The sequence below is a fragment of the Streptomyces sp. NPDC046862 genome, from assembly GCF_040704615.1.
Lineage (GTDB): Bacteria > Actinomycetota > Actinomycetes > Streptomycetales > Streptomycetaceae > Streptomyces.
The window spans coordinates 159,995-180,732 of the sequence record NZ_JBEYXP010000017.1; the positions used below are offsets into that span (position 1 = coordinate 159,995).

The 20,738-nt window shown below is 69.5% G+C and carries 16 protein-coding genes and 1 tRNA gene; 3 read left to right on the forward strand and 14 right to left on the reverse strand.

Annotated features, from left to right (window positions below):
- Positions 1 to 78: 78 nt before the first annotated feature.
- Genes AB0959_RS20875 through pgsA form a run of 3 tightly spaced genes read right to left on the reverse strand, consistent with a single transcriptional unit; the run spans position 79 to position 2,908 of the window.
- Complete coding sequence (locus AB0959_RS20875; protein WP_366827923.1) at positions 79 to 1,239, reverse strand: glycosyltransferase family 4 protein; 1,161 nt, start codon at positions 1,237 to 1,239, stop codon at positions 79 to 81.
- Entirely contained in the window at positions 1,236 to 2,186 is a 951-nt protein-coding gene (locus AB0959_RS20880; protein WP_366827924.1) for a phosphatidylinositol mannoside acyltransferase, read from the reverse strand. Before AB0959_RS20880 ends, AB0959_RS20875 begins: the two co-directional genes overlap by 4 nt.
- Complete coding sequence (pgsA, locus tag AB0959_RS20885) at positions 2,183 to 2,908, reverse strand: phosphatidylinositol phosphate synthase (RefSeq protein WP_366827925.1); 726 nt, start codon at positions 2,906 to 2,908, stop codon at positions 2,183 to 2,185. The genes AB0959_RS20880 and pgsA overlap by 4 nt, the downstream gene beginning before the upstream one ends.
- A gap of 309 nt (positions 2,909 to 3,217) precedes the next feature.
- Here pgsA and AB0959_RS20890 point away from each other — a divergent pair, with 309 nt between their 5' ends.
- Together AB0959_RS20890 and AB0959_RS20895 are read left to right on the forward strand one after the other, a co-directional pair.
- Positions 3,218 to 5,413, forward strand: a complete 2,196-nt coding sequence (locus AB0959_RS20890; protein ID WP_366827926.1) for an elongation factor G-like protein EF-G2 — start codon at positions 3,218 to 3,220, stop codon at positions 5,411 to 5,413.
- 307 nt (positions 5,414 to 5,720) lie between these two features.
- Positions 5,721 to 7,394 carry a hypothetical protein gene (locus tag AB0959_RS20895; RefSeq protein WP_366827950.1) on the forward strand — a complete coding sequence of 558 codons (1,674 nt, stop codon included), beginning with the start codon at positions 5,721 to 5,723 and terminating at the stop codon, positions 7,392 to 7,394.
- A 96-nt stretch (positions 7,395 to 7,490) separates the two neighbouring features.
- On the opposite strand, the gene AB0959_RS20900 is transcribed toward AB0959_RS20895, so the two are convergent.
- The 4 genes from AB0959_RS20900 to AB0959_RS20915 form a co-directional block, all read right to left on the reverse strand.
- Entirely contained in the window at positions 7,491 to 8,051 is a 561-nt protein-coding gene (locus AB0959_RS20900) for an HIT domain-containing protein (protein WP_366827927.1), read from the reverse strand.
- A gap of 73 nt (positions 8,052 to 8,124) precedes the next feature.
- Positions 8,125 to 10,104, reverse strand: a complete 1,980-nt coding sequence (gene thrS / locus AB0959_RS20905) for a threonine--tRNA ligase (protein ID WP_366827928.1) — start codon at positions 10,102 to 10,104, stop codon at positions 8,125 to 8,127.
- Between the two features lie 105 nt (positions 10,105 to 10,209).
- The gene (locus tag AB0959_RS20910) at positions 10,210 to 11,439 is read right to left on the reverse strand and encodes a hypothetical protein (protein ID WP_366827929.1); all 1,230 of its coding nucleotides are present in this window, start codon (positions 11,437 to 11,439) and stop codon (positions 10,210 to 10,212) included.
- Positions 11,436 to 12,002 (reverse strand): DUF4365 domain-containing protein, encoded by a 567-nt coding sequence (locus AB0959_RS20915; protein ID WP_366827930.1) that lies wholly within the window; start codon positions 12,000 to 12,002, stop codon positions 11,436 to 11,438. The genes AB0959_RS20910 and AB0959_RS20915 overlap by 4 nt, the downstream gene beginning before the upstream one ends.
- 165 nt (positions 12,003 to 12,167) lie before the next feature.
- On the opposite strand from AB0959_RS20915, the gene AB0959_RS20920 reads away from it, so the two are divergent.
- Positions 12,168 to 12,893, forward strand: coding sequence for a 3'-5' exonuclease (locus AB0959_RS20920; protein ID WP_366827931.1), 726 nt, complete (start codon positions 12,168 to 12,170; stop codon positions 12,891 to 12,893).
- A gap of 100 nt (positions 12,894 to 12,993) precedes the next feature.
- Here the strand turns inward: AB0959_RS20920 and AB0959_RS20925 are convergent.
- The 7 genes from AB0959_RS20925 to AB0959_RS20955 form a co-directional block, all read right to left on the reverse strand.
- Positions 12,994 to 13,065, reverse strand: a tRNA-Val gene (locus tag AB0959_RS20925).
- Positions 13,066 to 13,104: 39 nt separating this feature from the next.
- Complete coding sequence (locus AB0959_RS20930) at positions 13,105 to 13,563, reverse strand: SRPBCC family protein (protein ID WP_366827932.1); 459 nt, start codon at positions 13,561 to 13,563, stop codon at positions 13,105 to 13,107.
- Between the two features lie 202 nt (positions 13,564 to 13,765).
- On the reverse strand, positions 13,766 to 16,516 hold the full coding sequence (locus tag AB0959_RS20935; protein WP_366827933.1) for a Tat pathway signal sequence domain protein: 2,751 nt from the start codon (positions 16,514 to 16,516) through the stop codon (positions 13,766 to 13,768).
- 109 nt (positions 16,517 to 16,625) lie between these two features.
- On the reverse strand, positions 16,626 to 17,267 hold the full coding sequence (locus tag AB0959_RS20940) for a hypothetical protein (protein ID WP_366827934.1): 642 nt from the start codon (positions 17,265 to 17,267) through the stop codon (positions 16,626 to 16,628).
- Between the two features lie 12 nt (positions 17,268 to 17,279).
- On the reverse strand, positions 17,280 to 18,173 hold the full coding sequence (locus AB0959_RS20945) for a carbohydrate ABC transporter permease (RefSeq protein ID WP_366827935.1): 894 nt from the start codon (positions 18,171 to 18,173) through the stop codon (positions 17,280 to 17,282).
- Entirely contained in the window at positions 18,173 to 19,177 is a 1,005-nt protein-coding gene (locus tag AB0959_RS20950; protein WP_366827936.1) for a sugar ABC transporter permease, read from the reverse strand. Before AB0959_RS20950 ends, AB0959_RS20945 begins: the two co-directional genes overlap by 1 nt.
- Positions 19,177 to 20,466 (reverse strand): extracellular solute-binding protein, encoded by a 1,290-nt coding sequence (locus AB0959_RS20955; protein WP_366827937.1) that lies wholly within the window; start codon positions 20,464 to 20,466, stop codon positions 19,177 to 19,179. Before AB0959_RS20955 ends, AB0959_RS20950 begins: the two co-directional genes overlap by 1 nt.
- Positions 20,467 to 20,738 lie beyond the last annotated feature (272 nt).

Below are 20,738 nucleotides of genomic sequence, written 5' to 3' on the forward strand. Positions count from 1 at the left end.
ACCCGTGCGCGGTCACGCCCCCGCACGTCCCGGGCGGCCCATCCCCTCAGTCCGGTACCAAGTCAGCCCCGTACAAGGTCAGTCCCGTATCAAACCGAACCGCGCACGCAGTCCCGTGCGTTCGTCGGCGGCGACGGCGGCCGCCCCGTCGGTCACCGTCTCGTACACGGACAGGATGTCCGCGCCGACGGTCGACCAGTCGAAGCGGCGTACATGTGCGCTGCCCCGGGTACGCAGTTCCTCGCGCCGCTCCGGGTCGCCGAGCAGCCGTACGGCCGAGGCGGCCAGTGCGTCGGCGTCCTCGTTGGCGAACAGCTCTCCCGCCGCGCCCTGGTCGAGGACCTGGGCGAAGGCGTCCAGGTCGGACGCGAGGACCGCTGCGCCCGCCGACATGGCCTCGACGAGGATGATGCCGAAGCTCTCGCCCCCGGTGTTCGGCGCGACGTACAGGTCGACGCTGCGCAGGAAGCGCGCCTTGTCCTCGTCGCTGATCATGCCGAGGAACTCGACCCTGGAACGCATGTCCTTGGGCAGGTCCTCCACGGCTTCCTTCTCGTCGCCGCGCCCGGCGACCAGGAGCCGTGTCCGCGGGCGTTCGGCGAGGATCTTCGGCAGCGCCTTCATGAGCACGGGCAGGCCCTTGCGGGGCTCGTCGATGCGCCCCATGAAGCCGATCGTGTCGCCCTGCCACTCGGGCCTGGGCTTGGCGCCGGCGAAGAAGTCGACGTCCACGCCGTTCGGGATGACGACGGCGTCCCCGCCGAGGTGCTCGACAAGGGTGCGCCGGGCGTACTCGCTCACCGCGATCCGGGCGCTGATCTTCTCCAGGGCGGCCTGGAGGATCGAGTACGCGGCGACCATGGCCCGCGAGCGAGGGTTCGACGTGTGGAAGGTGGCCACTATCGGGCCCTGCGCGGCCCAGCAGGTCAGCAGGCCCAGTGACGGCGAGGCCGGTTCGTGGATGTGGATCACGTCGAACGTGCCGTCGTGCAGCCAGCGCCGTACGCGGGCCGCCGACAGGAAGCCGAAGTTGAGGCGGGCCACCGAACCGTTGTACGGCACCGGGACCGCGCGGCCCGCGGAGACGACGTACGGCGGCAGCGGCGTGTCGTCGTCCGCGGGGGCGAGCACGGACACGTCGTGCCCGAGGCGGATGAGGTGGTCGGCCAGGTCACGGATGTGGAACTGGACGCCGCCGGGCACGTCCCAGGAGTACGGGCAGACGATGCCGATCCTCACGGTGTCTCCTTCCCGGAAGCCCGTACCGCGTCCCCGTTCTCGGGAGCCTTGGCGGGATCCAGGTCGGCGAGCCACAGGCGCTGCAGCATGTGCCAGTCCTCCGGATGGTCGGCGATTCCCGTGGCGAAGGCGTCTGCCAGCGCCTGTGTCATGACAGACGTCTTCTCGGCGCGTGTACCTGACTCGGGTACCGCGATCGGGGGATGCACTCTGCCCCGCATCACAGGGGACTCGTCGTACCAGAGCGTCACGGGAAGCAGCAGCGCGCCGGTCTGCTGGGCGAGGAGGGCCGGTCCGGCGGGCATCCGGGTCTTCTCGCCGAAGAAGTCGACCTCGACGCCGGACGCGGACAGGTCGCGGTCGGCGACCAGGCAGACGAGCCCGCCGTCGCGCAGCCGGCGGGCCAGCGTGCCGAACGCGGAGCCGCCGTTGTGCGGCAGGACCTCCATGCCGAGACCCTCGCGGTAGGCGACGAAACGGTCGTAGAGCGTCTCGGGCTTGAGGCGTTCGGCGACGGTGGTGAAGGGCGTCTCGAGCTTGGTGGTGACCCAGGCCCCGGCCAGGTCCCAGTTGCCCAGGTGCGGCAGGGCGAGTATGACGCCCTTGCCGGCGGCGAGGCCCCCGGTGAGGTGGTGCAGGTCCTGCGGGTCGAAGCCGTGCTTGATCCGGTCCTCGCTCCACGCGGGGAGACGGAACGACTCCATCCAGTAGCGCAGGTACGAACGCATGCCCGCCCGGGACAGCTCCGCGAGGCGCTCGGGGGACGCGTCCGGCACCACGCGCGCGTAGTTGCTCTCCAGCCGCTGGACGCCCTTGCCGCGCTGTTTCCAGGCGAAGTCGGCGATGGTGCGGCCGAGGCGCACGGCCACGGGTTCGGGAAGCTTCTTGACCGTGCTCCAGCCGAGACCGTACAGGGCGTCCGTCAGCCGCTCCTGCGCGTTGCTCACGACGTCGCCTCACTCCCCTGCGAGGCGTTACTCCCGCGCGAGGCGTTCTCGTTCTTGGAGGCGTTCTCGTCCTCGGCGGCGGCGGCCTCGGCGGACTCCGCCTCGGCGGACTCGCGACGCACCGTGACGACCCGCTGGATCAGCGTGACGAGGCTGCCGACGGCGACGATCCACAGGGCGATGGGCAGCAGGTACTGGATGCCCGGCACACCGAACTTGTGCAGGCCCGCGAAACCGGCCGCGACCAGGGAGACCACCAGCCGCTCGGCGCGCTCCACCAGCCCGTTCACGGCGACGGGCAGGCCGATCGACTCTCCCCGCGCCTTGGTGTACGACACGACCTGGCCGCTCGCCAGGCAGAAGATCGAGACCGCGCACAGCACGTTGTCGTCGCCCTGGCCCGCGTACCAGAGGGCGAAGCCGCCGAAGATCGCGCCGTCGGCGACCCGGTCGAGCGTGGAGTCCAGGAAGGCACCCCAGCGGCTGGAGCGGCCCAGCTGGCGGGCCATGTTGCCGTCGACCAGGTCGGAGAACACGAACAGCGTGATCACGACCGTGCCCCAGAAGAACTCGCCCCGGGGGTAGAAGACCAGCGCGCCCGCGACCACTCCGGCGGTGCCGAGGAGCGTGACCGTGTCGGGGCTGACCCCGCGACGGATGAGAAACGCGGCGAACGGTGTGAGAACACGCGTGAAGAAAGCACGCGCGTACTTGTTCAGCATGGCCTTCCCGAGGGTCGGTGGGCCGTGCGGCCCCTGCTGGCCACCGGCGGGCCCATCGTAGCCACGCGGGTGCGTGCGTGACGGCCGGGCACCCGCGGGCCCGTGTCACGTCCTGGCGGCGGCCTGGTCACGCCGTGGTGGCGCGCGCCTGTCACCGAGCCGGAAGCGGCACGATCACGTCCGTCGTATGGACGCACCGTGACGGGAGTGGAAAGCTCGAAGGACCGCGGGCGTCATCGGAGCCGCCATCGCACGCGGATCCGCATGTCCGCGCCCACAGTGACCTCACCGTGCACGGGAGGCAGGATCATGGGCGACAAGGCGAACGCACACCCCGGAGCCGCCGGCAGGGCTACGGCGGCCGACCACCCCGCGTCCGTACGGAATGTGGTGCTGGTCGGCCACTCCGGATCGGGCAAGACGACTCTGGTGGAGGCTCTCGCGCTGACCGCGGGAGCGGTGAACCGGGCGGGCCGTGTGGAGGACGGCGGCACCGTCTCCGACTACGACGAGATCGAGCACCGGCAGCAGCGCTCGGTGCAGCTCTCCCTGGTGCCCGTCGAATGGGACGGCATCAAGATCAACCTTCTGGACACTCCCGGATACGCCGACTTCGTCGGGGAACTCAGGGCCGGTCTGCGAGCGGCGGACGCGGCCCTCTTCGTCGTCTCGGCCTCGGACGGGGTGGACGGCTCGACGCGGATGGTGTGGGAGGAGTGCGCGGCGGTCGGCATGCCGCGCGCCATCGTGATCACCCACCTGGAAGCGGCCCGGGCCGACTTCGACGAGATGACCCGGACCTGTGCCGAGGCCTTCGGCGCGGACGACCCCGATGCCGTGCTGCCGCTGTACCTGCCGCTGCACGGACCGCAGGGGCCGGACGGGCACGCTCCGGTGACGGGCCTGATCGGGCTGCTCTCGCAGAAGCTGTTCGACTACTCCTCCGGCGAGCGCAAGGAGTCCGAACCGGGCTCCGACCAGCTGCCGTTCATCGACGAGGCGCGCAACCGGCTGATCGAGGGGATCATCTCCGAGAGCGAGGACGAGACCCTCATGGACCGCTATCTCGGCGGCGAGACGGTCGACTTCAAGACGCTCGTGGAGGACCTGGAGCGGGCCGTCGCGCGCGGTGTCTTCTTCCCCGTGCTGGCCGCCGCCCCGGCGGCCGACGGCTCACGGCAGGGCCTCGGCACCGTGGAGCTCCTCGAACTGGTCACCGGCGGCTTCCCGACCCCGCTGGAGCACGATGCGCCGACGGTCACCACACCGGACGGAAAGCCCCGCGAGGTCAGGGTCTGCGACCCGGACGGGCCGCTGGTCGCCGAGGTCGTGAAGACGGCCAGCGACCCCTACGTGGGCCGGCTGTCCCTGGTCCGGGTCTTCTCGGGCACCCTGCGTCCCGACGAGACGGTGCACGTCTCCGGGCACGGGCTGGCCGACCGCGGCCACGAGGACCACGACGTGGACGAGCGGATCGGCGCCCTGTCCAGGCCGTTCGGCAAACAGCAGCGCTCCCTGTCGCACTGCATCGCGGGCGACCTGGCGTGCGTGGCGAAACTGAACCGGGCGGAGACCGGCGACACGCTGTCCGCGAAGGACGACCCGCTGCTCATGGAGCCGTGGGAGATGCCCGACCCACTGCTGCCGCTCGCCATCCAGGCGCACAGCAAGCAGGACGAGGACAAGCTCTCCCAGGGCCTCGCCCGACTGGTCGCCGAGGACCCCACCATGCGCCTGGAGCAGAACCAGGACACCCACCAGGTGGTGCTCTGGTGCCTGGGCGAGGCGCACGCCGACGTGGCGCTGGAACGGCTGCGCAGCCGGTACGGCGTCCAGGTCGACGTGGTCCCGCACAAGGTCTCCCTGCGGGAGACGTTCGCGGACAGGTCGGAGGGCCGGGGCCGTCATGTGAAGCAGTCCGGCGGGCACGGGCAGTACGCGATCTGCGAGATCGAGGTGGAACCGCTGCCGGGCGGCTCGGGCATCGAGTTCGTGGACAAGGTCGTCGGCGGTGCCGTGCCGCGGCAGTTCATCCCCTCCGTCGAGAAGGGCGTGCGCGCCCAGGCCGCCAAGGGAGTCGCGGCCGGCTACCCCCTCATCGACGTACGGGTCACGCTGCGCGACGGTAAGGCGCACTCCGTGGACTCCTCGGACGCGGCGTTCCAGACGGCCGGTGCGCTGGCGCTGCGCGAGGCTGCGGCCGACACGAGGATCCACCTCCTGGAGCCGGTCGCCGAGGTGACGGTCCTGGTCGGCGACGACTACGTGGGGCCCGTCATGAGCGACCTGTCCGGGCGGCGCGGCCGCGTCGTGGGCACCGAGCAGGCCGGCGGCGGGCGGACGCTGGTACGGGCCGAGGTGCCGGAGATCGAGATCGGGCGGTACGCCGTCGACCTGCGCTCGATCTCCCACGGCACCGCGCGCTTCAACCGCAGCTACGCACGGCACGAGCCGATGCCGGCGCAGATCGCCGACAAGGTCCGCGAACAGGAGAAGGAGGGCTGACAGTTCGGCGACGAGCCTCCGCCGCTCCGGGCCCGCGTTCGGGCCCGGGGCGCCCGGCGGTTCGGGGGCCGGGCGACGCGTGGTTCGAGGGCCGGGCGACGCGTGGTTCGGAAACGGGTGACCGGGATTCCTGTCAACTGCCTGGGGGAGGACGGCTTTCGGCACCCGATGACGGATGTCGGTGGGTGCGGATACGCTGATCACCTGATCGCGCTGTGGCCCGATCATGCCGCGATCCTGGCGATGACCTGATCAACAGGTGTGCGGAGCACGGAAGTCGGGAAGGCCGCAGAAGCGAACGGTGGCGATGGGGGCGGCGGTGGCGAACGACGGATTCGATTTCTCACCCGGTGCGCAGGTGCCGCTCACGGGCACCGCGGGCCAGACGGCGGCGACCTTCGCGCTGGCGTCCGCGGCCTACCGGGACAGCGAGGTCGCGGAGATCCTCAAGGCCAACAACGAGTGGCACCAGTCCACGGTCAAGACGGGCCGCAAGTGGGCGACGATCTTCCGGCCCAACCTCGGCGAGGCCTTCTCGGTGGCGGTGCGGGACCGCATGCTCGGGGCAGGGCGCAAGTCGCTCATCCAGTCCTTCGGGATGGAGCCGCAGGTGGTCGTCGAGCACTGCCTCGCGGCGAACCGCATCCGCCGCGAGCGGGACAACTGGCTCACGGCGGTGATGGTGCTGTGCGGCCTGCTGTTCCTGCCCGGGCTCCTGCTCTGGCTCCTGGTCTTCCAGATCCGCACGACGGTCGCCAAGCAGGAGAACAAGCGCGTCGGCGCCCTGGGCACCACCCTGCTCGTCGCCATGGGCGCCCTCGCCGTGGTCGCTCTGATCAAGTTGCCATTCGCCGGCTTCTGGATGTGGTACGCACGCGCGTGCCTCGTCATGCCCGTCGTCGGCTGGTTCTGGGCCAAGCAGATCTGCGAGCGCACGGCCGCGGACCTGCGCGACCGCTGGGCGGGCCTGCTGGCCGGCGGTGGCGTGGGCGCGAAGATCCCGGAGGCGGTGCCCGGCAGCCCGAACGAGGGCAAGGCCGAGCAGCTGCGCAAGGAGCTCCACCGGCTCAGCGCGGAGCAGCGGTCCAACCTGGCCTTCTACGCCGGCCCCAAGGGTGTCCTCGGTATGGGGACCCGCTGGGGCAGCTGGCAGCTCGCCGAGGATCTGGTGCCGGCGGACTCCGACAAGGAGATCCACCCGTTCCGCAGCTGGGACGTCATACGGTCCATCCACGACCAGCTGCGCATGCTGGAGCGCGGGCCCCTGAACACCGGTGGCTTCCCGCCCCCGTCGATCAGGCACTGGATCGTCAGCCCGATCGGTGAGGGCGCCGGAGAGGTGTCGCGGCCCGAGAACACGGACGTCGAGGCGTACCAGTTCAAGACCCACGCCATACAGGAGATCTGCAACAAGCAGCAGTTCGGCAGCGGGAACCGGCACTACCTGGGTGTGCAGTGGACCCTCTGGGACGGCCAGTTGATCATCACGATGATGATCACCGTGACCGTGCTGCACCACACGCTGCGCATCGAGGTGACCGGCCATGCGCTGGGGCCGGTGCACGGCCTGTTCACCACCAAGCCGGCGGCCAAGGAGAAGGAAGTCCAGAAGTCGCTCAGGTTCTGGGAGACCCGGAAGGTGAGGCTCCCCCTGGTCGACCCGGACGAGGTCGTGCGACTGACCGCGCGGGCACCGCTGACCTGGTATCCACCGTTGCTGAACTGGCTCGGCGGATCGATGGCGCTGCCCGAGCCCTTCGGACTGCGGCATGCCTGGGCCGACCAGCCGTGGCGGCACCGCTTCATGGCGGACGACGCGCTGCGTGCCGCGACGCCCGTGCTGCGGGTGGTGCACTCGGCGGCGATCAAGGTCCTCGAGGAGAACGGCGTGGACACCGAGAAGTTCGGCGCCCGCTCCTCGTTCCTCAGCACGGCGGTCCAGGACCCGACCCCCAGGAAGGCAGACCTGTACGACGCGTAGAGCGCCCCGTAAGGGGCGCGGGAACTGCGCGACATGCCGCAACGGACCCGCAGCCCACCTGGGACAGAACCCGGCGGACGAGACGGAACAAACCCGTCAGTCTGCCGGCCAGGCCTCCGAAAGCATCTTCCACGTATCGGCGAGAAGCTGCGGCAGCACCTTCGTATGACCGACCACCGGCATGAAGTTGGTGTCCCCGCCCCAGCGGGGCACCACGTGCTGGTGGAGATGCGCGGCGATGCCCGCACCCGCGACCGTGCCCTGGTTCATGCCGATGTTGAACCCGTGCGCGCCGGAGGCGGTACGCAGCGCGGTCATGGCCTGCTTGGTCAGCTCGGCGAGCTCGGCGGTCTCCGGCACCGTGAGGTCCGTGTAGTCGGCGACGTGACGGTAGGGCACGACCATGAGGTGGCCGCCGGTGTACGGGTACAGGTTGAGCACCGCGTACACCTGCTCGCCGCGCTGGATGATCAGACCGTCCTCGTCGGACTTGGCCGGGATCGAGCAGAACGGGCAGCCGTCGTCGGCCCCCGGACCGGTGGGCTTGTTCTCGCCCTGGATGTACGCCATCCGGTGGGGCGTCCACAGGCGCTGGAACGCGTCCTGCGTCCCCACTCCGATCTGCTGCTCCGGCTCACTCGTCATGCTGTGCAGCATATGGCTTCACCCGGACGGAGCGTGTCGAGGCCCCCGGAGCGGTGAGCTCCGGGGGCCTCCCGACGCGTACGGGTCAGACCTGGACGCGGTCCTGCACGACCTGCAGGATCTTGGCGATCGCCTCGTCGATCGGGATGCCGTTCTCCTGGGAGCCGTCGCGGTAGCGGAAGGAGACGGCGCCGTTGGTCATGTCCTCGTCGCCAGCGATGACCATGAAGGGCACCTTCGCCTTCTGGGCGTTGCGGATCTTCTTCTGCATGCGGTCGGAGGAGGAGTCGACCTCGACGCGCAGGCCCGCGGCCTTGGCCTTCTTGGCGAACTCCGCGAGGTACGGCACGTGCGCGTCACCGATCGGGATGCCGACCGCCTGGACCGGCGCGAGCCAGGCCGGGAACGCGCCCGCGTAGTGCTCCAGGAGCACGGCGAAGAACCGCTCGATGGAGCCGAAGAGCGCGCGGTGGATCATGACCGGCTGCTGCTTGGAGCCGTCGGCCGCCGTGTACTCCAGCTGGAACCGCTTGGGCTGCTGGAAGTCGACCTGGATGGTGGACATCTGCCAGGACCGGCCGATCGCGTCCTTCGCCTGGACGGAGATCTTCGGGCCGTAGTACGCGGCGCCGCCGGGGTCGGGCACGAGCGGGAGGCCCTGCTTCTCGGCCGCCTGGCGCAGGGCCTCGGTGGCCTCCTCCCACTCCGCGTCCTCGCCGATGAACTTCGGGGAGTCGTCGCGGGTGGACAGCTCCAGCTCGAAGTCGGTCAGGCCGTAGTCGCGCAGCAGGTCCAGGACGAAGGTGAGCAGTGAGTCCAGCTCGCCCGCCATCTGCTCCTTGGTGCAGTAGATGTGCGAGTCGTCCTGGGTGAAGCCGCGCGCGCGGGTCAGGCCGTGCACGACGCCGGACTTCTCGTAGCGGTACACCGTGCCGAACTCGAACAGCCGGAGCGGCAGTTCGCGGTACGAGCGGCCGCGCGCCTTGAAGATCAGGTTGTGCATGGGGCAGTTCATCGCCTTGAGGCGGTAGTTCTGCCCGTCGAACTCCAGGGGCGGGAACATCGCCTCCCCGTAGTTCGGCAGGTGCCCCGAGGTCACGAAGAGGTTTTCCTTCGCGATGTGCGGGGTGTTCACGAACTCGTAGTTCGCGTCCTCGTGCTTCTGCCGCGAGTAGGTCTCCATCTCACGGCGGACGATCCCGCCCTTGGGGTGGAACACCGCGAGACCCGAGCCGAGCTCCTCGGGGATCGAGAACAGGTCCAGCTCCGCGCCCAGCTTGCGGTGGTCACGCTTCTCGGCCTCGATCAGGAAGTCCAGGTACGCCTTCAGCTCGTCCTTGGACGGCCACGCGGTGCCGTAGATGCGCTGGAGCTGCGGGTTCTTCTCGCTGCCGCGCCAGTAGGCGGCGGCCGACCGCATCAGCTTGAACGCCGGGATGTTCCGGGTGGTGGGCAGGTGCGGACCGCGGCAGAGGTCCTTCCAGCACAGCTCGCCGGTCTTGGCGTCGAGGTTGTCGTAGATGGTGAGCTCGCCGGCGCCGACCTCGGCGTCCGCGCCCTCCGCGGCGTTCGCCGCGTTGCCCTTGAGGCCGATGAGCTCCAGCTTGTACGGCTCGTTCGACAGCTCGGCGCGGGCGTCCTCGTCGGTGGTGACGCGGCGTGCGAAGCGCTGGCCCCGCTTCTGGATCTCCTGCATCTTCTTCTCGACGCGCTTGAGATCCTCGGGGGTGAACGGCTCGGCCACGTCGAAGTCGTAGTAGAAGCCGTCCTTCACAGGCGGCCCGATCCCCAGCTTGGCCTCGGGGAACAGCTCCTGCACCGCCTGCGCCATCACGTGCGCGGTGGAGTGGCGCAGGATGTTCAGGCCGTCCTCGGAGGAGATCTCCACGCTCTCGACGGTCTCGCCGTCCTTCACCTCGTACGCGAGGTCCTTGAGCTCGCCGCCCACGCGGGCCGCGACGATGGTGCGCTCGCCGGAGAAGAGGTCGGCGGCCGTAGTGCCCGTCGTCACCACGCGCTCTTCCCGCTCGGAATCGCGTTGGATGATCACACGGACGTCTGACACCGGTCTCTCCTGCCTGATGGGTGAGCGCGCACGCGTCCGCGTGCGCAGACAGGAATCGTACCGAGCCGGGGGCGCCCTCTGCTAAACGGTTATCCGCAGCGGGCCTCACTCCTCACTGCACGCCTCCTCGAGGAAGGCCATTGTCTCGGCGGTCTCCTGGAGGGATTTCATCAGCCGGTCGCGTTCCGCCTCGTCGACCTGCACGGGGGCGAGCCTGGAGGCGTCGGTGAGCCGCCGGAACCCGCCCCGGCTCTCCAGCCTTCCGTGCACGCGCACGGGCAGCCCGAGGAGGTGGGCGTGGCCCGCTGTCCGGTACGACTCCTCGTCCAACGTCATGCGGACGTGCGGTACGTCGGCCCCGGCGAGGACGCGGAGGCGTACGGTCCCCGCGCCACGAGGGCCCGAGCGGCGCATCCGTACGACGGCTCCGGTCAGGCGCACGGGCACCGAGGGCTCCTCGCGCAGGTAGCGGGCCCCGGCCTCGCGCAGCACGGGCAGGTCGCCCGGGGTGAACTCGACAGGCTCGGCCGGTGCGGCGCATCCCTCGGGGACCCCGGCCGCCGGTGCCCATTCGACCGCGATGCGCGCGCCCTCGGTGCCCCGGACGAGGGTGACGAGGGACTCGGTGAGTTCGTGGCTCACGCCCGCCTCGACGGCGCTGTCGAAGGCGTCCATGCCTCCGGTGGCCCGCTGGTAGTCGACGGCCTCGCGGGCCGCGTACAGCGCGTGGTGAAGGCGTACGGCCAGGGGGCGACCGGTGGCGACGGGCACGAAGGCGGTGAGGCGGCGGCCGTCGGGGGCCGCTCCGACGAGGACGTCCTCCAAGGACGCGGCTGCCGGGCGGCGGTGCCGGGCACCGTAGTAGCCCGCACGGGCGCGCGTGGCGAGGGCGCCGGCGAGCAGGATCTTGCGGGCCGCGGTGCGCAGTTGGTCCTCGACGGCCCAGGGGGCGGCGCCGACGGGTCCGGTGGGGACGTCCCGCCACCAGCGGATCTCGTCGCTGGGGACGGAGAGGGCGAGGAGGATGTCACGGGCGGACGGGGACGCGCTGCGGGACAGCGCGTCGAGCGCCTCGCCGAGCAGGTCGTCACTGTCGGGGAAGGCGCGGCTCTCGGGCACGAGCAGGCTCGTACCGGCGCTGCCGGGCCCTGGTGGCGTCCAGCGGCCGTACCGTCCGGCGGCTCCGCCGCGCCGCTGCCAGCCGTGCCGCTGGAGGAGGGCACCCAGGACCGCCGGATCGACCTGGGACGGCTCGGGCTGCCGCCGGCTCCAGTGCGGGTCGGCCGGGTGGGGCCGGACTGGGCCGGACGGCTCGCTGACGGGGCGGTGCGTCACGGTTTGCCTCCCGTTCCGACCCGCGTCATGATCTCGCAGAGCGCACGGTCGTCGAAAATGCGCGAGGTCGGTATGCGCACGTTGGTCCTGCTCCTGCCCGTTATGCGATGCCCGGCCAGGTTGATCCAGTAGCAGCAGTGCCGCAGGTCCAGGCGGTCGTGGCTGGCGCGCAGCCAGTCGTCCTGGGAGCGCGGCACGAGCATCACGACCAGGATCTTGTGCACCGAGACAGGGGTGCGGGCGAGCTTCGCCAGGTGCTCGTTGTCGAGCGTGAAGGAGAAGGCCGGGCCCGGGGGGTTCGGCGGGATCTGGTACGTGCACTTGAGCTGCACCTTGATGGTGACTTCGTCGTCGACCGTGTGCCCGGGGGCGCTGTGGCTGACGTGCCAGTCGATGCCGTTGTCCGGGAAGGGCTGCGAGAGCGAACAGCCCGCAGCCGCCGCCACGGCGTGCAGATAGCCCACTTGGAGTGTCTCCATGCACGCGGTGGTGGCGAGTGTGCCTCGATAGGGAGCGGTCCGCTGCGACAGCAGCCCGCCTTGTTCGGGCTGCGCGATTGCCACGACAACAGCCTTCCAGAGCGCGTAGTTCCTGACACAGGCCGCTGAACTGCAAAGACCCGTACTTCTGTTGTCTCCTTCCGGCGTATGGCGCAAACAGCCCGGGTATCACCGAATCGGGCAGTGACGGAGCATCAACTGCCGAGGTGAACGAGGAGTTGTGTGCGTATGGCGTACTGGTACGAGGGCCCCCTGGCCGCGTTCGACACGGAGACCACAGGAGTTGACGTCGAGACCGACCGGATCGTGTCGGCGGCCGTCATCGTCCAGGATGCGCCCGGGGCCCGGCCAAGGGTGTCGCGATGGCTGGTGAATCCGGGTGTGCCGGTGCCCGCCGCGGCGACGGCGGTGCACGGACTGACAGATGATCACGTACAGCGCAACGGGCGCTGGCCGTCACCGGTGATGGAGGAGATAGCCAAGGAGCTCGCGGAGCAGGCCGTGCGGGGCCGGCCTCTCGTGGTGATGAACGCTCCCTTCGATCTGACGCTCCTGGACCGGGAGTTGCGCCGCCACCGCGCCTCCTGTCTCGCCCAGTGGTTCGAGTCGTCGCCGCTGCGCGTCCTGGACCCGCGCGTTCTGGACAAGCACCTGGACCGCTACCGCAAGGGCCGCCGCACCCTGACCGACCTGTGCGGGCACTACGGCGTCACTCTGGAGGGCGCGCACGACGCGGCCGCGGACGCGCTCGCCGCGATGGACGTCGTACGGGCGATAGGGCGCCGTTTCGCGGCCCGGCTCGAACGCCTCTCCCCCGCCGAGCTGCACACCCTGCAGGCGGTGTGGCACGCGGCACAGGCGCGCGGCCTGCAGGCGTGGTTCGCGCGCAGCGGTACGGAGGAGGAGGTGGATCCGGCGTGGCCGCTGAGGCCGGATCTGCCGGCGGCGGCCTGAGCGGCCGTGCAGGCCACGCTTCTCGCGGCGAGGCCTCGCAGAACACGACGATGGCGACCCGGCCTGCGCAGTGTGCAGGCACGAGTCGCCATCGGCATCGTGGGCGATACTGGGTTCGAACCAGTGACCTCTTCGGTGTGAACGAAGCGCTCTCCCGCTGAGCTAATCGCCCGGGAACGGACTGAACAATACAGGCCCCCGAGCGTTTGGTTCAAACCGCTTGATGGCCCTTCTCCAGGTAGGCGAGGAGCCCCCGCCTCCCCGCCCGCATCATCAGCGCGTGGTTGGCGCGGAAGACGAGCCGCCCCGGCACGGCGAGCCTCCGCATCAGGGGCTTGGTGACGTGGACCTCCTGGTCGTAGCGGGCGAGGGTGCCGCTCCCGTCGGGCGTGAGCGTCCAGCGCGCCCAGCCGTCCAGGTCACCGGTCATCTCGATCTCCAGCACCCCGGCCGCCGGATCGCGCCTCACCTCCCGGCCGGTGAACCTCAGGTCGTACGGCAGCACGGACCGGATCCGCACCACCCCGGTCGCGTCGTCGAGGCGGGTCACCTCGCGCACCTGGGGCCACCACCGGGGGTAGTCCTCGGCCCGATCGAGCACCTCGTACGCGGTGGCCGGCGGGACGGGCAGGGCCCACAAGGTGCGGAAGCGGTAGTGGCTCCAGTCCATGGTCAGAGTGTGCCCACCGGGAGAGGCTCCCAGCGGTATCCGATGCCTCTGGGCGTTGGATACCTCCCGCACTCGCCGGTCTGGCGCTGCTCGCACCAGGTGCCGTACGAGCAGCGGCTTTGCGACGCACGACGAGTGCGGGAGGTGCTTTATGGGAGGTTCGGAGCGGCCCACACGGTTACTCACCGCCCCCAGCGGAGCGTCACGGCATCCGGCCGCCCACCAGGGCCAGGTTCTGGATCGCCGCCAGCCCGTACAGTGCCGTCGCGTTCGTGGACACCCACGCCGCCTCGCTGCCGGGGACGAGACCCGTCGGGCCCTCGATCTTCTTGGTGGACCAGTCGGTGGACTCCTTGTAGTCCCAGGTGTCGGCGCTGTTGTAGAACTGCCGCCACGCACGGGCCGCCAGCTTGTCGTCCTCGGCCTCGACGGCCGCGTAGGCGTCGAGCCGCGAGTGGCCCTGGAAGAGCAGCAGGGAGCCGAAGTCGGAGCCGTAACGGGCCTTCTGCTCGGCCTTCGTGGCGTTGAAGTAGCGGCAGTAGTCGAGCCACGCCTCCTTGAACTTCGGCATGTCGATCTGGTCGAGCAGTTCGGCGTTGAGCTCGACCAGGCCGAACATCGAGGACAGGTGAGAGACACTCACCACGGCCTTGTCGGCGACGGCGAACTTGCCCGTGTCCAAGTCGTACAGCGCGCTGCCCTGGACGAAGCCGTTGGGCTGGGCGGCGATGGTCTCCATGGTCGACAGGACCCTGGCCTTGGCCTTCTCCCACTTGGGGCCGCGTCGTTCCCACTCCGTGAGCCAGGCCGAGACCAGGCCGCTCCAGTCGGTGCCGAAGCCGATCGAGAGGGCGTTGCGGTCGGGGGTGTAGGGCTCGGTGCGGATCTTGCGGATGGGGTCGAGGACGAGGAACGTCTCGTCGGAGTCGACGTTGGCGTGCATGAGGTCGCCGACGCGTTCGTCGGCGGTGAGGAAGTAGTAGTAGCGGCGGTAGGTGGTGTTGGCGATGCGCTGCTGCTTGGCGCTGTCCGCGTAGTGCTGGACGCCGTGGCGGGTGCCGAGGCCGGCCCATTTGCCGAGGTGGTAGACGTCGACCTCGCCGGTGTGGCGGGTCATGGCCTCGGCGAAGCGGAAGATGTCGGCGCGGCCGGAGCGCATGTACGCGAACCACAGCCACAGGTCGGGTGAGAGTTCGGAGTTGTCCCAGGCGTAGCCGCCGACGTCGTAGCACCACTGGTGCCGGCTCGGGTCGTAGGTGTGCATGATGTCGCCGTAGTCCCAGAAGCCGTACCAGCGGCGCTGCTCCACCTGGTCCTTGTAGTAGGTGAAGAGGAAGTCGAGGTGGTCCTCGATCTTCGCCTTGGCCGTAGTGGAGCGGTCCGGCTCGGAGAACAGCCTGCCGAAGACGCCCGCCTTGATGAGCTGCTTGGGCGGGGCGGCGAGCTGCGGGGGCGTGCGCACGGCCTCGACCTGCTGGGCCATGTCCTCGGCGCCGGGCGTGGACTCGTGAGCCCAGAAGAGGAGTTCGCTGGTGCGGGCGATGCCGTAGGGGGTGCCGAACTCGGGTTCGTAGTCCTCGTAGGTGATGTTGAGGCCTTCGAGCTGTTCGGGGTAGGTGTCCTGGCCCATGCCGTCGTGGTAGAAGCGCAGGTCCATGGGCTGCGCCTCGGGCGACCAGAGCCAGAGGGTGACCTCGGCGGTGTCGGTGTGGGCGCCCCGGATGTCGAGCTGGGCGGGGAACTTCTCCCAGAAGTCCCTGAGGCCGAAGGCGAACCCGCCGCTCGCGCCGCCCACGTATCCGAAGCCGCTCGCCCGCCGGCCACCGCCCGCCCCGATCCAGCCGTGGCCCTTCTTGGTGCGCTTGCGGACGGTGAAGCCGTCGGCGGAGAGCTGCGAGAGGGTGTAGTCGCCCCACTCGGGGATGTACTGGAGCCGGGTGGTGACCCGCTGGTCCCAGGTGGAGGGGTCGGGCAGCTTCCCGCCCTCGAACTGGGCCGTGCGCACGGCCGCTCCCGGATCACGGCGCAGGCCGGTGATGCCCTTGACGGCCTCGCGCAGCAGACCGGTGCCCTCGCCGCCGATGCGGATGTGCCGGTCGTACGCCGCGTCGCGCATCGGCACCTTGAAGCGCACGCCGATACCGCGGATGAAGTCACCGCTCGCCTTGCCGGGCTCCTGGTCGCCGTCGTACGTGATGGTGTGCACCATCCGGAACGACTCGGCGCCCGCGTAGAAGTAGAGCCGCACCGAGAACGGCAGCCAGCCGCGGTCGCCCTTGCGGTGCTTGCCGTCGATGCGGACGACCGCGCGGACGGGGCCCTCCTGCTCGACCTCGACGTCTGCGATGACGCTCTCGAAGCGCTCGTACTTCTCCGCTCCCTGGTCGCCGTCCTCTATCTCGGGCTGGCGCAGGAGCACCAGACGGCCGGTGTGGGCGACCTCGGTGGAGCCCCGCCGGACCGACTTCACGAGGGTGGAGCCGCTCTTGCCGATCTTCGCGGTGATGACTCCGGTCGACACGTCGATGGAGCCGCCGCTCTTGTCGACGGTGACCCTCTTGCCCGGGGCGGCGGGAGTGCCCGCCTTGAGGGTGAGCTTCGCGGAGCCGGCGCCCGCGCCGACCGCGTGGGCGGTCCACTTCAGGGAGCCGTCGGGCCAGTAGCCGGTGGGCCAGGACTGGACGGGGACCTCCTTGCCGTCCGCGTCCGTCAAGGAGAACGACTGGTCCTTGTCGTAGGCGCCCTTGGGCCACGGCACACCCACGGTCGACCCGGGCGCGGCGCCCAGCCCGCCGTCCTCCAGCCAGTCCAGGGTCACCGGGTCCGCGTCCGCCGTCCCTGCCTCGGCTCTGGGGGCGGCCTGCGCGTTCGTGCCGAGTGCCCAGCTGAACTGGGCGGCGGCTCCGGCGACCGCGGCCGCCTTGAGGAGGGACCTGCGGGGGATGGGAGACATCAGAGTTCAGCCTTTCCTTTCCGGGCCGGCAGCTTTTCGTTCATTCGTCAGGGGCATGACAGTGAGACGTACGACGCTCAGGGCGCCGGACTTGTGCGGACACCGTGGATCAGCGGCGCTGGTACCGCTCCTCCACAGCGATGGCCGCCGCCGCGACGGCCCCGAGCACCGGGACCGCCAGCGGCGCGACGAACCAGGCGGAGCCGGCCACCACGGCCAGTCCGCCGACGAGCAGGAAGGATCCGGCGGGGTCGAGCACGGTGCGCCGCCCGGCATCGGCGAGCAGCACCCGCCAGGAGGTGCCGGGTCGCCACACCGCCGCCGCACGCAGCCCGGCGACGGCGAGACCGATCAGCGCGAAGACACCGACGGCACCCACGAGCGGCCCGCCCGGGATCCCGGCCCGTACGGCCTGGACGTCCACCCAGACCGCGGCCGCGGCGGCCCAGCCCAGGAGCCCGGCGAGCCACCCGCCGCGCACGGCCGTCCGGAAGTCGGCCACGAACTCGCGCCAGCCGCCGCCCTCATGGGCGATACTCCGCCGCAGATGCCGCGCCCCGGCGGCGAACGCGGCGGGGTACGTCACGATCGGCAGCGAGGCCAGCGCGATCCACACACCGGTGAGAAGACACTCGGCGAACAGCGCGAACCGTGCAGCAAGCGGGGACTCACCACGTGCCGTTGAGTTCTCGGCCTCGGCCTCGGCCTCGGCCTTGGCCTCGGTGGACGTCTTCGCGGATGCCCGGACCATGGTCAGCTCACCTCAGCCCTTCAGACCGGATGTGGCCATACCGTCGATCAGATACCGCTGGAAGGCGAGGAAGAAGGCGAGGACCGGCAGGAGGGCGACGAGGGACATGGCGATCATGCCGCCGTAGTCGGCCACGCCCTCCTGGTCCACGAACATCTTCAGACCGAGGGAGACCGTGTACTTGTCCGGCTCGTTGAGGTAGATCAGCGGGCCCATGAAGTCGTTCCACGCGTTGATGAAGGTGAAGATCGCGCTGGTGATCAGGGCCGGGCGGCACAGCGGGAGCACGATCGACCAGTAGATGCGCAGGTGCCCGCAGCCGTCGAGGCGGGCCGCCTCGTCGAGCTCCTTGGGCAGGTTGCGCATGAACTGCATCATCAGGAAGACGAAGAACGCCTCCGTGGCCAGGTACTTCGGCAGCAGGAGCGGGGTGTACGTGTTGATCAGTTCCATGTTGCGGAACAACACGTACTGCGGGATCAGCAGCACGTGGTACGGCAGCAGGAGCGTGCCGATCATCAGTGTGAACAGCAGGTTCCGGCCCGCGAACCTGATCCGCGCGAACGCGTACGCCGTCAGCGAGCAGGACACCAGGATCCCGATCACCGAACCGATGGCGAGCGTGAGCGAGTTGACGAAGAAGGTGGAGATCGAGATGTCCGCGATGCCCTCGGTGAGCCGCGTGTAGTTCGAGGTGATCGGGTCGCCCGGGAAGAGGTCCAGGCTGCCGACGACGTCCTCGCTCTTCTTGAACGAGCCGCCGATGACCCAGATCACCGGGTAGAGGATCACCGCGAGGACCGCTAGGGAGCCGATGTGCCAGGCGACGGAACCGGGCAGCCTGCGCCGGAGGCCGCCCGCTCTCGTGGAGGCAGCCGGCGTGATGTCGGTGGCCTGTGCGCTCATCAGGCGCCCTCCTCGTAGTGCACCCAGCGCTTCTGGGACCAGAACAGCACCGCCGTGACCAGGGCGACCGCGACGAGCAGCATCCAGGCCATGGCGGAGGCCAGGCCCATCCGGCTGTTCTCGAAGCCCTGGACGTAGAGGTAGCAGGTGTAGACCATCGAGCCGTCCGCGGGACCACAGGCGTTGCTTCCGGCGCCGCCACCGACGATGTACGCCGAGCTGAAGATCTGGAAGGAGTGAATGGTCTCCAGCAGGACGTTGAAGAAGAGAACCGGGGAAATCATCGGCAGCGTGATGTTCCAGAACCGCCGCAGCTTGCCCGCCCCGTCGACCTCGGCCGCCTCGTACAGCTCACGCGGGACCTGTTTGAGGCCGGCCAGGAAGATCACCATGGGGGCGCCGAACTGCCAGACGGTGAGCGCCACCAGGCTGTAGATGATCATGTCCGGGTCGCCGGTCCAGCCGCCGACGTCCACCCCGAAGAGCTTCTGCGTACGGTCGACGATCGCGTCGTCCGAGAAGATCGCCTTCCAGACGATCGCGATGGAGACGCTCGCCCCGATCAGCGACGGTGCGTAGAAGGCGGCCCGGTAGAAGGCCTGCCCGCGCCGCTTCTGGGCCAGGAGCAGAGCCACCCCGAGGGCCGCGAGCAGCTTCAGCGGCGTACCGACGACCACGTACCACAACGTCACCCGAACCGAGTGCTGCCAGCGCGGATCGCCGAACATCTCGGAGAAGTTGTCGAGGCCGATCCACTTGGGCGCGTCGAAGAGGTTGTAGTCGGTGAAGGCGAAGTAGAGCGAGGCGGCCATCGGGCCCGCTGTCAGCAGCAGGAACCCGGCGATCCACGGAGACATGAAGAGATAGCCGGCCAGGTTCTCCCGGCGCCGCCGCCGCTTGAGGGCGGCGGGGCGCGGGGAGTCCACCGGACCGTGCCGCGGCTCGGAGCCCTTGTCCTTGGACAGGCCCTCCATCGCAGGGGCGTGTGTCACGGTGGTTCCCATCAGCTGCCGAGAGCCGTCTTCGACTCGGTGAAGAACTGCTTGACAGCCTCGTCCACGGAGCGCTTGCCCAGGCCGAGCTCCTCGCCGATGCGCAGGAAGGCGGCCTCACAGATGTCCGCGCCGTTCGGGTGCGGGGTGATGGGCTCCAGGACGCCCGCCTTGACGAGGGACTCCTCGTAGGCGGCGATCGCCTTGTTGACCTCGTCGGTCGGCTTGAACGCGTCGTACTGGGCCTGCGTCGCGGGCACACCGCGGTCGTAGCCCATGATCTTGGCGACCTCGGGGTCGTGCACCATGAAGTCGATGAACTGGGCGACTTCCTTGGGGTGCTGGGTGCGCTTGGAGGCGCTCAGCATGAGGGATCCGAGGTACTGGCCGGTCTTCTTGCCGTCCGTGGTCGGTATGGGAGCCAGGCCGTACTCGCTCTTGCCCTCGGAGGTGTAGCGGACGGTGAAGTTGTCCCAGGTGAACTCGCCGGCGGCGAGTTCCGCTGCGACCGCCGACTTGGGCTTGATCTGGGCGACCTTCTTCGGGTCGGCGTAGAGGCCGTCCTCGACACCCTTCTTCGCCTTCGTCCACCAGTCCTTCAGGTCCGCCTCGGTGAAGCCGAGCCCGTCCTCGGTGAAGAACGCCTTGCCGTTCTGGCGCAGGTAGAGGTCGTAGAGGTACATCACGCCGTACATGCCGCTGTCGCCGGCGCGGCCCGTCTTGTCGCGGATCTTCTTCATCGCCGCGTCGAATTCGTCCCAGGTCCAGCCCTGCTCCGGCTTCACCCCCGCCTTGGTGTAGACGGGCTTGTCGATCACCAGGGCCATAGAGTTGGAACCGACCGGAACGCCGAGGAGTTTGCCGTCGATCTCGCCGAACTTGTCCAGTCCGGCACGGAAGCCGTCCATGGAGAGATTTCCCGCCTTGACCTGCTCGCTGAGGTCGAGCAGTACATTCTTCGCGTCGTATTTGCGAAGGAACCCGATGGCATTCTGGAAGACGTCCGGCGGATTTCCCCCGGAGGCCTGGGTGTTGAACTTCTTCCAGAAGTCGACGTAGGGCTGGAAGTCCGTTTTCACCTTGATCTTCGGGTACTTCTTGTGGAAGAGGGCGATGGTCTTGTTGATTCTCTCCGCCCGGTCATCGGCTCCCCACCACGCGTAACGGATCGTCACCGTCCCGTCCCCCGAACCGCTGTCGCCGCCGCAGGCCGTGGCCGTCGCCCCGAGCCCCGCGACAGCCAGTGAGGCGCCGGCCGCCTTGAGGATAGTTCGCCTCTCAACTTTCCGGTCGTGCTGCATGGTTGAGCCTCCCCGCGACGGTGCGTCCGCCTCATGAATCGTTTCAAGTAAGCGCTTGCTGGCACAAGGTACGGACGCCCTGACGGCACGTCAATGATTCGGACAGGAATTGATGGAAAGCGGAGGGTGCGCGCGCGAGCGCCTCGGGTGTGGTGCGACGGGGATGCGCTGCGGGCGGGCTCGGGAGTGCGCAGGTCGGAGGTCTGTGGCCGGTGGGTCGAACGAGGTTGGAGATGAACGGGGTTTCCGGCGGGTGGAGTTGCGTGGCGGGA

Bases quoted from the DNA above. Each gene is read 5' to 3' on its own strand.
- pgsA (WP_366827925.1), bottom strand. From the start codon at position 2,908: ATGCTGAACAAGTACGCGCGTGCTTTCTTCACGCGTGTTCTCACACCG.
- AB0959_RS20890 (WP_366827926.1), top strand. From the start codon at position 3,218: ATGGGCGACAAGGCGAACGCACACCCCGGAGCCGCCGGCAGGGCTACG.
- AB0959_RS20895 (WP_366827950.1), top strand. From the start codon at position 5,721: ATGGGGGCGGCGGTGGCGAACGACGGATTCGATTTCTCACCCGGTGCG.
- AB0959_RS20900 (WP_366827927.1), bottom strand. From the start codon at position 8,051: ATGCTGCACAGCATGACGAGTGAGCCGGAGCAGCAGATCGGAGTGGGG.
- AB0959_RS20920 (WP_366827931.1), top strand. From the start codon at position 12,168: ATGGCGTACTGGTACGAGGGCCCCCTGGCCGCGTTCGACACGGAGACC.
- AB0959_RS20930 (WP_366827932.1), bottom strand. From the start codon at position 13,563: ATGGACTGGAGCCACTACCGCTTCCGCACCTTGTGGGCCCTGCCCGTC.
- AB0959_RS20935 (WP_366827933.1), bottom strand. From the start codon at position 16,516: ATGTCTCCCATCCCCCGCAGGTCCCTCCTCAAGGCGGCCGCGGTCGCC.
- AB0959_RS20940 (WP_366827934.1), bottom strand. From the start codon at position 17,267: ATGGTCCGGGCATCCGCGAAGACGTCCACCGAGGCCAAGGCCGAGGCC.
- AB0959_RS20945 (WP_366827935.1), bottom strand. From the start codon at position 18,173: ATGAGCGCACAGGCCACCGACATCACGCCGGCTGCCTCCACGAGAGCG.
- AB0959_RS20950 (WP_366827936.1), bottom strand. From the start codon at position 19,177: ATGGGAACCACCGTGACACACGCCCCTGCGATGGAGGGCCTGTCCAAG.
- AB0959_RS20955 (WP_366827937.1), bottom strand. From the start codon at position 20,466: ATGCAGCACGACCGGAAAGTTGAGAGGCGAACTATCCTCAAGGCGGCC.